16 protein-coding genes are annotated in these 15,227 nt (G+C 51.1%); 9 read left to right on the top strand and 7 right to left on the bottom strand.

The window, feature by feature from the left end:
* Nucleotides 1-25: 25 nt before the first annotated feature.
* Both OGY17_RS11985 and OGY17_RS11980 read left to right on the top strand, forming a co-directional pair.
* Nucleotides 26-286, top strand: coding sequence for a hypothetical protein (locus OGY17_RS11985; protein ID WP_286607319.1), 261 nt, complete (start codon nt 26-28; stop codon nt 284-286).
* A 155-nt stretch (nt 287-441) separates the two neighbouring features.
* The gene (locus tag OGY17_RS11980) at nt 442-1,368 is read left to right on the top strand and encodes a diguanylate cyclase (protein ID WP_008784739.1); all 927 of its coding nucleotides are present in this window, start codon (nt 442-444) and stop codon (nt 1,366-1,368) included.
* Between the two features lie 284 nt (nt 1,369-1,652).
* Here the strand turns inward: OGY17_RS11980 and mgtS are convergent, their stop codons facing one another.
* Nucleotides 1,653-1,748 carry a protein MgtS gene (mgtS, locus tag OGY17_RS11975; protein ID WP_003032406.1) on the bottom strand — a complete coding sequence of 32 codons (96 nt, stop codon included), beginning with the start codon at nt 1,746-1,748 and terminating at the stop codon, nt 1,653-1,655.
* Between the two features lie 486 nt (nt 1,749-2,234).
* On the opposite strand from mgtS, the gene urtA reads away from it, so the two are divergent.
* The 5 genes from urtA to urtE are packed head-to-tail and all read left to right on the top strand — an operon-like array spanning nt 2,235 to nt 7,702.
* Nucleotides 2,235-3,506 (top strand): urea ABC transporter substrate-binding protein, encoded by a 1,272-nt coding sequence (gene urtA / locus OGY17_RS11970; RefSeq protein WP_003832925.1) that lies wholly within the window; start codon nt 2,235-2,237, stop codon nt 3,504-3,506.
* Between the two features lie 43 nt (nt 3,507-3,549).
* Nucleotides 3,550-5,124, top strand: coding sequence for an urea ABC transporter permease subunit UrtB (gene urtB / locus OGY17_RS11965; RefSeq protein WP_270423423.1), 1,575 nt, complete (start codon nt 3,550-3,552; stop codon nt 5,122-5,124).
* Entirely contained in the window at nt 5,124-6,197 is a 1,074-nt protein-coding gene (urtC, locus tag OGY17_RS11960) for an urea ABC transporter permease subunit UrtC (protein WP_286607317.1), read from the top strand. Before urtB ends, urtC begins: the two co-directional genes overlap by 1 nt.
* Complete coding sequence (gene urtD, locus OGY17_RS11955) at nt 6,197-6,994, top strand: urea ABC transporter ATP-binding protein UrtD (protein WP_008784743.1); 798 nt, start codon at nt 6,197-6,199, stop codon at nt 6,992-6,994. Before urtC ends, urtD begins: the two co-directional genes overlap by 1 nt.
* 9 nt (nt 6,995-7,003) lie before the next feature.
* Nucleotides 7,004-7,702, top strand: coding sequence for an urea ABC transporter ATP-binding subunit UrtE (gene urtE / locus OGY17_RS11950; protein ID WP_286607315.1), 699 nt, complete (start codon nt 7,004-7,006; stop codon nt 7,700-7,702).
* Between the two features lie 40 nt (nt 7,703-7,742).
* Here the strand turns inward: urtE and ydeE are convergent, their stop codons facing one another.
* Complete coding sequence (gene ydeE / locus OGY17_RS11945) at nt 7,743-8,930, bottom strand: efflux MFS transporter YdeE (protein ID WP_286607313.1); 1,188 nt, start codon at nt 8,928-8,930, stop codon at nt 7,743-7,745.
* 198 nt (nt 8,931-9,128) lie between these two features.
* On the opposite strand from ydeE, the gene eamA reads away from it, so the two are divergent.
* Nucleotides 9,129-10,028: an O-acetylserine/cysteine exporter gene (gene eamA, locus OGY17_RS11940; RefSeq protein ID WP_100272486.1), complete on the top strand. Its 900-nt coding sequence runs from the start codon at nt 9,129-9,131 to the stop codon at nt 10,026-10,028.
* Nucleotides 10,029-10,871: 843 nt separating this feature from the next.
* Here eamA and marB read toward each other — a convergent pair.
* The 3 genes from marB to marR are packed head-to-tail and all read right to left on the bottom strand — an operon-like array spanning nt 10,872 to nt 11,957.
* A complete protein-coding gene (gene marB / locus OGY17_RS11935; protein ID WP_003832934.1) occupies nt 10,872-11,090 on the bottom strand; it encodes a multiple antibiotic resistance protein MarB in 219 nt (72 codons plus the stop codon).
* A gap of 30 nt (nt 11,091-11,120) precedes the next feature.
* A complete protein-coding gene (marA, locus tag OGY17_RS11930; protein WP_003032424.1) occupies nt 11,121-11,504 on the bottom strand; it encodes an MDR efflux pump AcrAB transcriptional activator MarA in 384 nt (127 codons plus the stop codon).
* Between the two features lie 18 nt (nt 11,505-11,522).
* A complete protein-coding gene (marR, locus tag OGY17_RS11925) occupies nt 11,523-11,957 on the bottom strand; it encodes a multiple antibiotic resistance transcriptional regulator MarR (RefSeq protein WP_042308445.1) in 435 nt (144 codons plus the stop codon).
* 257 nt (nt 11,958-12,214) lie between these two features.
* Between marR and OGY17_RS11920 the strand changes: the two genes are divergently transcribed.
* A complete protein-coding gene (locus tag OGY17_RS11920) occupies nt 12,215-12,880 on the top strand; it encodes a MarC family NAAT transporter (protein WP_003832936.1) in 666 nt (221 codons plus the stop codon).
* 43 nt (nt 12,881-12,923) lie between these two features.
* Here OGY17_RS11920 and OGY17_RS11915 read toward each other — a convergent pair whose 3' ends face one another.
* Both OGY17_RS11915 and ptrR read right to left on the bottom strand, forming a co-directional pair.
* A complete protein-coding gene (locus tag OGY17_RS11915; protein WP_032943422.1) occupies nt 12,924-14,120 on the bottom strand; it encodes a sugar transporter in 1,197 nt (398 codons plus the stop codon).
* 222 nt (nt 14,121-14,342) lie between these two features.
* Nucleotides 14,343-15,218: a putrescine utilization regulator PtrR gene (ptrR, locus tag OGY17_RS11910; protein ID WP_048214206.1), complete on the bottom strand. Its 876-nt coding sequence runs from the start codon at nt 15,216-15,218 to the stop codon at nt 14,343-14,345.
* Between the last annotated feature and the right edge of the window lie 9 nt (nt 15,219-15,227).

The following is a 15,227-nucleotide window of genomic DNA, read 5'->3' as shown; positions in this document are numbered from 1 at the left end:
GGGCAGGTTTCTCAGGTAATTGTTAATGAAAATAGGGGTTCTAATAGCTGTGCTTGTTATGTCCGGATGTGCAGATAGTACAATTGTACAATCCAGCGTCACTCCGTTTACGCCACATGTTTCACGCTCAAATGCTGAAATCATCGCACGGTATAAAGAAGCGCGTGAATCCGGGTTTTCCCATGGTTCTGCGTATCAATATGCCAGAGGCGACAAAACATACAGATCCGATCAATTAGAGGTGATTGGGCTTAATGAAATGCTGAATGAACCGTTATTGGTTTGACCACTTTAGTGACAACGCTATGCCACAACAGATGGTATAGCGTAATATCCTGTTAATTATGATTTATTAATTACTATTAAAAAATTTACATAAATTTTCTTTTTTATCGTTAAGATAATTCCATCAGAAACGCTCGAACAGGGAGGGAGAACGTGATGATGAGAAATACGAAGGAAATAGATGCAATTTTGATTGAGTTGAACAAGTCCATTGATGCCCACTACAAATGGTTAGTGACCATGTTCCGCTGCGTGGTGTCTTCAGATGTTACGCAGCCAGATATTATGGGTGAAAACTCGCATTTTGCTTGTCGATTTGGACAGTGGCTTAATAATCAATCACGGTACAATGAGGATGATTGTAGTTACGTAAGCAAGATAAGCGCCACCCACGAAAAGATGCATTTATCAGGCAAGAAATTGCTAATGGCTATCGTGGAGAATCGTAGCCATTCATGGCATTTCGACAGCTTCCAGGATGCGCTGCTGGCATTTACCTCATCTGTAATGGACTACAAAATATATTTATTGAGTATCCGCAGTAATATCGACGCATTAACAGGTTTACCTGGCAGAAGAATGCTTGATGAGTCTTTTGATCGGCAGTTGCTCGATGCCGAACCGCTTAATCTTTATATATTGTTGTTAGATATCGATCGTTTTAAATACGTTAACGATACCTACGGCCATTTGGTTGGTGACGTGGTATTGCGGGCTCTGGCATCAAATTTATTGTCATGGACGCGATATGATGAGGCGGCGTACCGCTACGGTGGAGAAGAGTTCATTATCATCATCAGAACAAAAACAGACGAGCAGGCATGCCAGGCGGGTTTGCGACTTTGTCGTCTGATTGGTCAGAAAAAAATTCCCTACGCTGAGGGAGAGATCGGTATCACGGTGACGGCAGGCATAACCCGGGTTCAACAGGGTGAAACGCTGGATACCGCGCTTGGTCGGGCCGACAGGGCGATGTATCAGGGGAAACAGACCGGCAGGAATCGCTGCATGTTTATGGATGAAAATGAGCAAATTGCGTTGGTGGACACCAATGACGGAACCTCGTATCCCCTCAGTGCGTGAGTTTTCGAAAAACGCTTTGAGGTAGTTGCGTTTCGTTTAACTTTCATTGGGGTTGTCGATGATAGGTTAGCTGACTATCCGTTATCTTCGCAGGGAATTGCCAGATAGCGTATAAAAGCAAAACACAAATCTATCCATGCAAGCATTTACCGCTGGTTTATCCGGCGGTTTTTTTTATCTGTAAATCAGGAAAAAGGCACAGCGGGTGCGATTCAGGTAAAAAAATGGCCCCTTGTGCAGTTACGCTACAAGGGGCCGGGTCGGTGCAGGACTATCTCCGTTCATCAATCATCCCATCTGTGGCTAAAATACGCGGCCAGGAAACCGGAAAATAAAATAATTCCCAGAACAGCCATAAAAATATTCATATTACCCAGCATAGTAAATGCTCCTTTATCTGTGAGTTTCCTCTCTTACCTTAAGTTCACCTCGCTTATGACTATAGTAGCTATTCAATCTTAAACAAAGGCTGAACTGTGTGATTATTTCGACTGAAAAGTAAATTTTTGACATGATCACGTCGAATAAAATAAATAATAGTGACGAGACACATTTATCTGCGCACAAATAACCCTGTTTTTAAACCCTGAGACGCTGTTATGACGGTGTGCTGCTGATACAGATTGTTGCACGTTTATAATGCAGAGTTGTCTCATGGTGGTTCAATTTTTCGTTTGATTAATCCTTTTGGCGGGAAAATGTAATACTGATTTATGTGCGTGAGATGCTAATTTATTGATTTTATATGAGGTTTTAATATCTGGCATCGTTTTTGCCTTATCACTTCTGAACACCCTTAATTTGCACCGTTTTGTCTGCCCGGCTGCACCGGAGCTTTCAGCAAGTCTAATTTCAGGAGTGAAACTATGCAGCGTCGTACATTTTTAAAAGCTTTTGCACTTTCTGCCTCTGTTGTCGCAATGGGCGTGAGTTTTAGCGTTCAGGCAGCCGACACCATTAAGGTTGGCATCATGCATTCGTTGTCCGGCACGATGGCCATATCCGAAACGCCGCTAAAAGATGTGGCGTTGATGACCATCGATGAAATAAATGCTCAGGGCGGTGTGTTGGGTAAAAAGCTGGAACCGGTGGTGGTTGACCCGGCCTCGAACTGGCCGTTATTTGCTGAAAAAGCAAGACAACTGCTGAGTCAGGACAAGGTGGCGGCAGTTTTCGGCTGCTGGACATCGGTTTCGCGTAAATCGGTTCTACCGGTATTTGAAGAGTTAAACGGTCTGCTGTTTTACCCGGTGCAATATGAAGGAGAGGAGATGTCGCCTAACGTCTTCTATACCGGCGCAGCCCCCAATCAGCAGGCGATCCCTGCGGTTGAGTATCTGATGAGTGAGGACGGCGGTAGCGCGAAACGCTTCTTCCTGCTGGGCACAGATTATGTTTATCCGCGCACGACCAACAAAATTTTACGCGCCTTTTTGCACTCAAAAGGGGTCGCCGATAAAGACATCGAAGAGGTGTACACCCCATTCGGACACAGCGATTACCAGACCATTGTCGCCAGCATTAAAAAATTCGCCGCAGGGGGAAAAACGGCGGTGGTATCAACCATCAATGGGGATTCTAACGTACCGTTCTATAAAGAGTTAGCGAATCAGGGGCTGAAAGCCACCGATGTGCCGGTGGTGGCTTTTTCCGTGGGTGAGGAGGAGCTACGCGGTATTGATACCAAACCGCTGGTGGGCAACCTTGCCGCCTGGAACTACTTTGAGTCCGTCGATAATGCGGCCAACAAAAAGTTTGTCGCTGATTACCGGGCGTATGCCAAAGCGCACAAATTACCGAATGCTGATTCGGTGGTGACGAACGACCCAATGGAAGCCACATATGTTGGCCTGCATATGTGGGCGCAGGCGGTAGAAAAAGCCGGAACTACCGATGTGGATAAAGTTCGTGCTGCTATGGCGGGGCAATCCTTCGCTGCGCCATCAGGTTTTACCCTGACCATGGATGCGACCAACCATCACCTGCATAAACCCGTCATGATTGGCGAGATTGAAGGCAACGGCCAGTTTAACGTGGTGTGGCAAACCGATGAGCCGGTCCGCGCCCAGCCGTGGAGTCCGTACATCGCTGGTAATGATAAAAAATCTGAACAGCCTGTGAAAACCGCCAGCAACTGATCTAACGCCCTCCTGCGGGAGGGTAATGCTTTGGAGAACGCTCATGAAAGCTATGCGCTTTATTCGTGGTGTGTTGTTGCTGATGTGGTTTTTGCCGTGGATAGCCCAGGCCGCAGATGCTGATACCTTTACCGCCGCCAACCGTGCTCAGCAGGCCGCCTTGCTTGAACAATGGGCGGTGAATCCCGACGTTCAGCGCATCCCGCTGCTCAGCGCACTGCGAGATGAGAACCTGCTGACCGATAACACGAAAAATGCCTTCATCATGAACGGCTCGCACGTACAGCCGTTAGGAACAGCGATAGCCCCAAACGGCGAGCTAAAAAAAATTCGCCTGACTAACCGCCTGCGTAATCTGGTAGCCGGAGCGTTGGCTGTCCATCAGCTTTTAAGTGACAGTGTCACGGTAAGGGAGGAGGCAGCTCGTACATTACAGCGTGAGGCGCAGCCGGACATGCTGCCGTTTTTACAACAACGACTGGCTCAGGAGTCAGATGGTGATGTGAAATCCGCACTCGCTATTGTACTGGCAAATCTGCAATTGGGTAGCACCTCGCCGGAAGTCAGGCTTCAGGCAATCGAACTATTAGGGGCGTCAAATGATCCTGAAACTCAGGCGCGCCTGCAGCCATTCACCAGGGCTGAACATGAACCCGATGCCCGAGTGCGTGCTGCCGCTGACGAAAGTCTGAATTCCATCTCGCATCGCATGAAGGTTGGGGATCTTCTTGGGCAGGCTTTCATGGGACTGTCACTGGGTTCTATTTTGCTGCTTGCGGCATTGGGTCTGGCGATAACCTATGGATTACTCGGCGTCATCAATATGGCGCATGGCGAGATGTTGATGCTCGGGGCGTACTGTACCTGGATGGTGCAACAGTTGATGGGGCAGTTTTTCCCGCACGGGTTAGCCTGGTATCCGGTTATTGCACTTCCGGTCGCCTTTTTGCTGACTGCGGCAGTAGGAATGCTGCTCGAGCGTGGGGTGATACGCCATTTATATGGCCGTCCGCTTGAAACGCTACTGGCGACCTGGGGTATCAGCCTGATGCTCATCCAGTTGGTGCGTATGACTTTTGGCGCGCAAAACCTGGAAGTCGCCAATCCGGCATGGCTTTCCGGCGGCATTCAGGTTTATGCCAATCTGATATTGCCGTGGAACCGAATAGTGGTGCTTGGCTTTGCCATGCTGGTGCTGTTCTTCACCTGGCTGCTGTTGAATAAAACGCGCCTCGGGCTGCGCGTGCGTGCCGTGACGCAAAATCGCAATATGGCGGCCTGCTGCGGCGTACCTACCGGACGAGTCGATATGCTGGCCTTTGGCCTTGGTTCAGGAATTGCCGGACTGGGAGGCGTGGCGCTCTCGCAACTAGGTAACGTAGGACCGGAGCTGGGGCAAAGCTACATTATCGATTCGTTTTTGGTGGTGGTACTGGGCGGCGTTGGACAGCTTGCCGGGAGCGTGGCTGCGGCATTTGGGCTGGGGATATTCAATAAAATTCTGGAGCCTCAGGTGGGGGCGGTTCTTGGCAAAATCATGATCCTGGTGTTGATCATTCTGTTTATTCAGAAACGACCTCAGGGACTGTTCGCGCTGAAAGGGAGGGTTATTGACTGATGACGATGCCAATGACAATAACGCTGGCGCGTAAAGCGCCGCGTACAACACGCGTGCTGGGTCTGGGCTTACTGCTGGCGTTGATTATTCTGCCGTTTCTTGCGCTGTTACCTGCGGAGCATCCGCTGGCCATATCGGTGTGGACGTTGACGCTGGCCGGGAAAATTCTCTGCTATGCCATTGTGGCCGTTGCGCTGGATCTGGTGTGGGGTTATGCCGGAATGCTCTCGCTGGGACACGGTATCTTCTTCGCGCTGGGGGGCTATGCGATGGGAATGTACCTGATGCGCCAGGCTTCCGGCGAAGGATTACCGGCCTTTATGTCGTTCCTGTCGTGGAGCGAGCTGCCCTGGTTTTGGTGGGGGACGCAACATTTTCTCTGGGCGATGCTGCTGGTTGTTCTGGTGCCGGGCCTGCTGGCGCTGGTATTTGGTTGGTTTGCCTTCCGTTCAAAAATCAAAGGGGTCTATTTCTCCATCATGACCCAGGCCCTGACTTTCGCCGGAATGCTGCTGTTTTTCCGCAATGAAACCGGCTTTGGTGGAAATAACGGTTTTACCGGTTTTACCACCATTCTGGGGTTTCCGGTGACCGCGACGTCCACCAGGATCGCGCTGTTTCTGGCGACGGTTATGCTGCTGGTGCTGGCAATATGGCTGGGATTTGCGCTGGCACGCAGTAAGTTTGGGCGTATTCTGACCGCCGTACGCGATGCCGAGAACCGTTTGATGTTCTGTGGTTACGATCCGAAAGGTTTCAAGTTACTGGTGTGGACGCTTTCCGCTGTACTGTGCGGCCTGGCCGGGGCGCTTTATGTCCCGCAGGTAGGGATTATCAACCCCAGCGAAATGTCGCCGACCAACTCGATTGAAGCGGCGATTTGGGTTGCTCTCGGCGGACGTGGAACCCTGATCGGCCCGGTATTTGGCGCTGTACTGGTGAACGGTGCTAAAAGCCTGTTTACCGTCATTATGCCGGAATACTGGCAGCTGTTTCTTGGCCTGATCTTTATTGGCGTTACGCTTTTTTTACCCCGTGGTGTGATTGGCCTGTTTCGCAAAGGAGACAAATAATGCAGCCGGATGAAGGACTTTTTACTCGCCAGATGCCTGGCGATCGGTTTCGCGAACAAACGGACCCGGTACTCCAACTGGAAAAAATTAACGTTAATTTCGACGGATTCCAGGCGTTAACGGATCTCTCGCTCAATATTGGCGTCGGGGAGCTGCGCTGTATTATTGGCCCCAACGGCGCCGGGAAGACGACGTTAATGGATGTCATAACCGGTAAAACCAGACCGCAAAGTGGTCGTGCGATATACGATCAGTCGACCGATTTAACAACGCTCGATCCCATTGCCATCGCGCGTCAGGGGATTGGACGGAAATTTCAAAAGCCCACGGTATTTGAAGCATTAACGGTGGAAGAGAACCTGGAGCTGGCGCTGAAAAATGATAAATCTGTCTGGGGGGCTCTACGGGCACGACTCTCAGGCGAACAACGGGATCGTATTGATGAAGTATTGGCGCTGTTGCGGCTGGGTAATGAGCGGGCCCGCCGCGCCGGTCTGCTTTCGCATGGGCAAAAACAGTTTCTCGAAATTGGCATGCTGCTGGTGCAGGAGCCGCATTTACTGCTACTGGATGAACCCGCGGCGGGGATGACGGATGCGGAAACGGAATACACGGCGGAGCTGTTTCGCCAGCTTGCCGGAAAGCACTCTCTGATGGTTGTTGAGCACGATATGGGATTTGTTGAAACCATTGCCGATCGTGTCACAGTATTACATCAGGGACGTGTTCTCGCTCAGGGGAGTCTTCGCGATGTGCAGGCCAACGAGCAGGTTATTGAAGTCTATCTCGGGCGTTAAGGAGTTCATATGCTGCAGGTGAAAGAACTGAATCAATATTATGGTGGCAGCCATATTCTGCGCGGGGTGAGCTTTGAAGCGCGTATCGGTGAGGTGACATGCCTGCTGGGGCGTAACGGCGTGGGGAAAACAACACTACTAAACTGTCTGATGGGACTTATTCCGGCCCGTAGCGGAAGCGTGCTCTGGCAGGATAAAAATGTCACTCACTGGAAGCCGCATCAGCGGGTCAGGGCCGGTGTGGCATATGTCCCACAGGGGCGTGATATTTTTCCGCGTTTGACGGTCGAAGAGAATCTGCTGCTCGGTCTTTCCCGTTTTTCAGCACCGGAGGCCAGGCATGTGCCGGATGATATTTACGCGCTCTTTCCGGTTTTACAGGAGATGAAGCATCGGCGTGGCGGAGATTTGTCCGGCGGGCAACAGCAGCAACTGGCCATTGGACGAGCGCTGGCAAGTCGCCCACAGTTGTTGATTCTTGATGAGCCAACGGAAGGGATCCAGCCGTCGGTGATTAAAGAGATTGGTCAGGTGATTTCTCAACTGGCGCACCGGGGGGATATGGCTATTTTGCTGGTGGAGCAGTTCTACGATTTTGCGCAGCAGCTGGCCGACAAATACCTGCTCATGTCGCGGGGCAGCATTATTCAAAGCGGCGATGGTAAAAATATGGAGGCCGAGGGCGTTCGGGGACTGGTTGCAATCTGAGGTATGCGACAGAGCGGCTTCGGCTCTGTCGCTATACTCATCAGCAGACCACCGTCTGCCCCCAGGGCCTGGCGCGCATGCCTTTTATCATGAGCGCCCAGGCAAGAACGATCGCCACTATCAGCGCGACAAACAGCGACCATGGCGGCAATGTGGTTAAAATGACGCCGCTGACTAATGGGTTAACCGCTGCGCCAAGCCAGCCCAACGACTGGGCGGAAAAATAGCTGGCTTTCATGCCTGCTGGCGCGATGTTGTCGATAAGCATGTATTCACCCGGCGCGTAAATGACTTCGCCGATAGTGAAAAAGGCAGCAGAAATTCCCCATAACAACAAGCTGTTGCCGGAGAAAGCGAAACCGACCAGGCCAACGACAAAGAAGACTGTACCCACTGTCATCAGCGGGCGGATATTCGTGGCGGTGAGCCTGCGGCCAAGCGCGTATTGCAGTGATACTACGATGGCGGCGTTAACGGGCAGGACGACTGCTACCACTTTCTCGGCAAAATCGCCATCGGCGACCACCATAACGTATTGCGAAATACAGGACGCAAAAGCACCGCCAACAAACGATGCCAGAAAGGCCGATAACGTAAACCAAAATAATGCCCGGTCGCGCAGGAGTACCGAAGGGGACCATACCGCGGCGTTTAAACCTTCTGATGGTGCAGTCGAACATTTTACCCAGGTCTGGATAAACACCAGTGGTAATGCTGAACAGGTGGCAGCCAGCCAGAAAGGCAGGTTAATGCTTTGCATCACCAGCAGCGTGCCCAGCGGTGGACCAACGGTCCAGCCAATATTCAGCACGGTATAGTTGAGCGAGAAAATTTTAGTCTTGTTGGTGGCAGACAGATTATCGGCAAACCAGGCCTTCAGCACCGTGGCGAAGACGGAGTAGGCACAGTTGATCAGGGCAAAAAGCAAAACCACTACCACCACGTTATGCACCAGTGGGATTGCAATAAAGCCGGAAGCAAAGCCACAAATTGCCAGCAGCATATAGCGTTTTTTATCGAACTTGTCGGCCAGAATACCAAAGCCAAGGCTGAACACCACGCCAATGGTCAGCGCGACCGTCATCGCATAGCCGATCAGGTCAACGCTCAGATGATACTGCCGACTGAGGTAAATCGTCATAAATGGCAGAGTGGCGCCACGGCCAATTGTTAATAACAAAGATGACGCGAGTAACGCGAGAGTGGACCTTCTCAAGGAGATATTCATTTGCCTGCCCGACAATGCATGTTGTTATGTTTTTTTTAGATATAAGAAACAAATAGCATGTCAAAACTGTGATGTACACTCAATAAGTTGTCCGAAAATGCCTTGCGTGGCCTACCTGAAATAATGATCTGTTACGGCACAACGATTTCCGTTACTTTAACTTGTTTACAAAAATTTAATATTTGCAGGGGCGGTGGTATGTCGCGTAAAGACGGGTTGTTAGCGTTACTGGTTGTCGTGGTTTGGGGACTGAACTTTGTCGTTATTAAAGTGGGTCTGCACAATATGCCACCGCTAATGTTGGCGGGATTACGTTTTTTACTGGTGGCGTTTCCGGCAATACTCTTTGTTGCCAGGCCGAAAATCCCACTTTCGTTATTGCTCGGCTATGGCCTGACCATCAGTTTTGGGCAGTTCGCATTTCTCTTTAGCGCTATCAAATTCGGTATGCCTGCAGGGTTAGCTTCTCTGGTATTGCAGGCTCAGGCGTTTTTTACCATTGTTCTGGGCGCATTTGCTTTCGGTGAGCGTCTGCAGGGTAAACAATTGGTTGGGATTGCGCTGGCGGTATTTGGCGTGCTGGTACTGATTGAGGCCAGTCTGAATGGTCAGCATGTTGGCATGCTCGGTTTTATGCTGACGCTGGCGGCGGCGCTAAGCTGGGCCTGCGGCAATATCTTTAACAAAAAAATCATGCAGCATACATCGCGTCCGGCCGTTATGTCGTTGGTGGTATGGAGCGCGTTAATTCCCATTGTTCCGTTCTTCCTGGCATCATGGCTTCTGGATGGTCCAACGCAAATGACCCACAGTCTGGTGGAGATAGATATGACCACCATTCTTTCACTGGTTTATCTGGCGTTTGTGGCGACCATTGTGGGTTACGGTATCTGGGGTTCGTTACTCGGACGTTATGAAACCTGGCGTGTCGCGCCGTTGTCGCTGCTGGTGCCGGTCGTTGGACTGGCGAGTGCGGTCGTGCTGCTGGATGAAACGCTGACCGGATTGCAACTGCTCGGTGCGCTACTGATCATGGCAGGGTTGTATATCAATGTGTTTGGCTTTCGGTTGCGTAAGGTTGCGTCGGTGAGGGGCTAAAAAAGCCCCGCAGTGGAGTAATGCTCGTCAGTTAAGCATGTATGGTGAACATGTGATTATTGCTCATGGTTCCGTTCACCTCAGCGGTGTCATTTCTCTGAAGCGTAGATACCCGTGAACGTGCAAGGGAGACTCACCGCCGTCTCCCTTGCATCCCAGGCTCCCGGCGGGAAAATCGTCGCTGCGCGATTATTCGCCCCATCCCTGGGGCTTACCCCTTCGGGGCCAGCACAAGCGCTGTTCAAAATTGCTCCCGGCAATTTTGTTATTCGTCTTATGTCGTCTGCCTGTCGGGTCGGGGCCGAGCCTGCGTCCCTGCGGGCCGTCCCCTCTGTCCGCATCCCTGCGGACAGACCCGGTCAGCCGTCAACACTCATCGATTTCAGCCGGACCGGGGTCATCGCTTCAACGCACTGACTTCCAGTTATATCCGTATTGCTGTTCAGAGATATTCAAATAAAAGCGTAGGTGGTGAGGTGTGGACTGGTCCGGCTGAAAATTGCCGACGTGTTTCCGTAAGGCCGGGAGAGCCAGCATGGATGCTGGCTCAGGGCGCGCTTTGCAAGGACGCTTCCTCGCGCCCGGCCCGGTAGCCTGGAGGAATAAGCGGAGGGTATTGCGCAGCAACAATTTTCCTGCCGGGAGCCGGGATTGTAAAGGGCGTGGCGGAGAACGCCCTTTACACGTTCACAGGAGTCAGTGTTTTAGAGAAGCAATGCACATGAGGTGAACGGAACTCTTTCTCCTAGATAGCATGTTATTTACCTCCGCCAGCACAGGTTGATGCTTACTTAAACTGAGGCGCTAACTGACAGGCATTACCGCAGTTGCTGGGCAATATAATTACAGGTTGCGCATATTGTAATAAGGCACACCTAATTCGTCGGACTTGTCGCTGCCTGCACCCATATGATTAAAATCGAACGGGGACTGATCGTGCGCAGGGGGCATAATCATCGCGTCGCGACTGTTCTGGGTGGCAGGTTGCGCGGTCTGTTCCGCCATGCTCTGGCCCGAAACAACAAACAGCAGGGCCAGCATTGCATAAGACAGAAGTTTCATGATTTCCTCGGTTACGTCGTTAACTGGCGATTAGCAATTACATTGATTGAGTGGAAGCAAATAGCGTGATTCGCCGTGCATATTCGTCATACGGTACTTATGCGGCGGAACATCAAAATAGTTTTTGAATGTCCGGGTCAGCGTCTGCTGAGACTCAAAACCGTAACGCTCTGCCAGATAAAGAATGGGCTCGTTACTCTCTTTTAATTTTTGCGCTATTTCAGTCATTTTACGGCTGCGAATGTATTGACCCAGTGAATGACCGGTTTCTTTTTTAAACATCCGTTGCAGGTGCCATTTGGAGTAACCTGAACGCTCAGACACTTTTTCCAGCGAGAGCGGCGATTCAAGGTTATTTTCGATCCAGTCCAAAATGCTATGAATAGTGATTGTGTCAGTATTGCGTCTGGACATCGTCATACCTCTTTCTGTTTACGGCAGGATTCTCTTAAGCAAGTGCTCAAGTGTGGCTACTTCATCCGCCGTTAAGTTTTTTGTTAGTTCCTGGTGCAGGTCTTGCCCTACTAATTGATGACACTGCTCGCAAATTGCTGCGCCATGCTCAGTGAGTTTCACCAGCACGCCACGCTTGTCATGTGGATTCGGAAGCCTTTCGATCCAGCCTTTACAGGCCAGTCTGTCCAGCATTCGCGTCAGGGCGCCAAGGTCGACAGACAGCACTTTTTTCAATTCGACAGGGGTGATGCACACCGCGCAACGGATGGAGCAGAGCACCTTGAACTGCGATGCCGTGATATCCAGCGGTGACAGATAGTCGTTTAGCAAACGATCTTTTTTCTGATTAACCATATAGATCAAACGACCCAGTGGGATGATTTCGTTAAACAGATCACTGGTGCTTTTCACAATGGTTGCCCTGGCAAGTAGTTAGTCACGGCTGATATTATTGCTTAGGCAAATATAAGTCAAATGAATGAGTCAGCAAATGCCACGTTTTGTTAAATCATCAGACTCAACATCCGATGAGTGAAATTTTAACGATCTGATAATTATGGTTTATACGCGTGGATGAAAAATGAATCCTTACATCGCGAAAATGGCTTATCTCGCGGATTTCACCGTATACTTGCCGTTGACGATTAACGCACAGGAAAGATGACATTATGATGGACTTGTTTAAAGCGATAGGACTTGGGCTGGTAGTCCTGTTACCGTTGGCAAACCCGTTAACCACCGTAGCGTTGTTCCTTGGCCTTGCCGGCAATATGAACAGCGCAGAGCGTAACCGTCAGTCACTCATGGCGTCCGTTTACGTGTTTGCCATCATGATGGTGGCGTACTATGCCGGGCAACTTGTGATGAATACCTTCGGGATTTCGATTCCCGGACTACGTATTGCGGGTGGGTTAATCGTTGCGTTTATCGGCTTCCGGATGCTGTTTCCGCAGCAGAAGGCGCATGATTCTCCGGAAGCGAGAAGCAAGTCAGAAGAGCTGGAAGACGAGCCGACTGCCAATATCGCCTTTGTACCGCTGGCTATGCCAAGCACTGCCGGTCCGGGAACGATTGCGATGATCATCAGTTCCGCGTCAACCGTGCGTCATGGTTCCGAATTTCCGGACTGGGTGATCATGGTTGCACCGCCGATTATTTTTGCGGTTGTTGGGATTATCCTGTGGGGCTGTTTGCGCAGTTCCGGGGGGATCATGCGCCTCGTCGGCAAAGGTGGTATCGAAGCGATTTCTCGTTTGATGGGCTTCTTACTGGTGTGTATGGGCGTGCAGTTTATTATTAACGGCGTGCTGGAAATTATTAAAACCTACGCTTAGAACGCTGTGCCCGGTAATCGTTAATGTTTACCGGGCACATTTTTTACGAATGCTGAGGCTGTTCTTCCAGCGATACCGGCCATTTACGAAAGATAATCACCGACCATATCAACGCGGCAACGGCAGGCACTGCGCCGACGTAACCAATCGTAGACATCGACCAGTGCAAACTCACCTGATTGCCTACCAGCGCACCAGCGCCAATACCGATATTAAAGATGCCTGAGAACAGCGCCATTGCGACGTCAGTCGCATCCGGAGCAAGCGCCAGCACTTTTACCTGCATTCCGAGACCTATCAGCATGATGGCGACGCCCCAGAAAATACTCAGGACAGCAAGGTGCATTTCGCTGTCAGCAGCCGGAAGTAACAACACCAGGCATACCGTCAACAGGGCGATGGCACTGCTAATCAGCACTGACGCATGCAGATTCCCCAGCTTACCGAAAATGACGCTACCGACAATTCCCGCGCCACCCAGAACCAGCAATAGCACGGTAGCAAAGTTTGCGCTCAGGCCCGCGACGGTCTGCACAAACGGCTCGATATAGCTGTAGGCCGTGTAATGTGCGGTGACCACAATCACCGTCAGTAGATACAGACTCATCAATGCCGGACGATGGAATAACACCGGCAGGCTTTTTAAAGAGCCGGAGTGCTCACTGGGTAGTTTGGGCAGGAGCTTTATCAGGCAAAGCAAGGTAACTAACGCCCCCATACCGATGGCGAAGAAGGTCGTGCGCCAGCCAAAATACTGACCGACGATACGCCCGATTGGCAGCCCCAACACCATCGCCAGTGCGGTGCCAGTGGCAATCAGGCTGAGAGCCTGTGCACGTTTACCGGCAGGGGCCAGGCGGATCGCCAGCGATGCGGTAATCGACCAGAAAATAGCGTGCGCAAAAGCAATACCAATACGGCTAATTACCAGCACGGTAAAATTCCATGCCAGGAAAGAGAGCACATGGCTGGCGATAAACACAACAAACAGACAGATCAGCAGTTTTCGGCGCTCCACCTGACTGGTAAGTAACATAAAAGGGAGCGACATCAGTGCGACAACCCAGGCGTAGATCGTCAGCATGATCCCGACCTGAGCGGTCTGCATATTGAAGCTTTGTGCGATGTCGGACAGCAAGCCGACAGGAACAAACTCGGTGGTATTGAAAATAAAACCGGCAATGGCAAGCGTAACTACCCGTAGCCACGCGACCTTGCGGGAAACAGTGTCTGTTGTCATATCAAATAAGAGGATTAGCTGCGAAAAGGTAAGGCCACGATCTTAAAACGTTTGCTGGCGAAAATACAATCATTTTGTGATGTGGATCTCATTTCATTGGCAGGGGGCCACAATATGCTGCCGAACATTCCTCGTATTTTTAAGTATTTCAATAATAATGAAATTCCGGGCGTATGACTTCACCCGGATTTACAGGTATTCATGTTCTTTGAGGATTGCCAGTTACTCCGGGCTCTGTGATAACTGAGGGTTCAACACCTCAATAAACGCTTCCAGCTGACGTGTCATTGCACCTCTGCGCCAGACCAGCCATGTATTCAGCCAGCGCCAGTTCTCGCTTAGCGGCCAGGCGTTGACCTGATGATGCCCTGGCATGCTCTCCAGCATCGATCGCGGGATCAGTGCGATACCCGCGCCGGCAATGACGCAGGCCAGCATGCCATGATATGACTCCATTTCATGAATGGTGCCGGGCATGGCGCGATCGGCATGAAACCAGCTTTCAAAATGGCGGCGATAGGAACAGTTGGCGCGAAAGGCGTAAATACTGCAACCGTTGACGTCGCTGGCCCGCTGAATGGGGGGATGGCCGTGCGGCGTCACGATCATCATCTCTTCACGGTAGACCGGCATTCCTTCAAGTCCCGGATGGGTAATTGGGCCATCGACAAAGGCCGCGTTTAATGTACCGTCGAGTACGCCGTCCAGCATTGTGCCTGAAGGACCTGTCGCCAGCGCGAACTGAATTTTGGGGTAACGCTGGTTATATTCAGCCAGCGTGGCGGGGATGCGTACTGCTGCTGTACTTTCAAGCGAGCCGAGAGAGAAGAGTCCTTGTGGCTCATCCCCGGCGACGACCATCCTGGCTTCCTCAACCAGTGCCAGGATCCGCTGGCTGTAGCGCAAAAAGTTGTGCCCGGATGGGGAAAGCCGCAGGCGCTGGTTTTCACGAATAAACAGATCAACGCCCAGGTCGGCTTCAAGCTGACGTATACGGGTGGTGAGATTGGATGGCACGCGATGCACTTTCGCGGCGGCCTGTGTAATACTGCCAGTCTCCGCGACGGCATTGAACATTTCCAGCTGCGTCAGATCCATAATCTTCTC

The organism is Citrobacter sp. Cpo126 (genome assembly GCF_030332445.1).
GTDB classification, from domain to species: Bacteria; Pseudomonadota; Gammaproteobacteria; order Enterobacterales; family Enterobacteriaceae; genus Citrobacter; species Citrobacter portucalensis.
The sequence above is the reverse complement of the archived record's forward strand: the minus strand, read 5'-3'. Positions and strand labels throughout refer to the sequence as shown.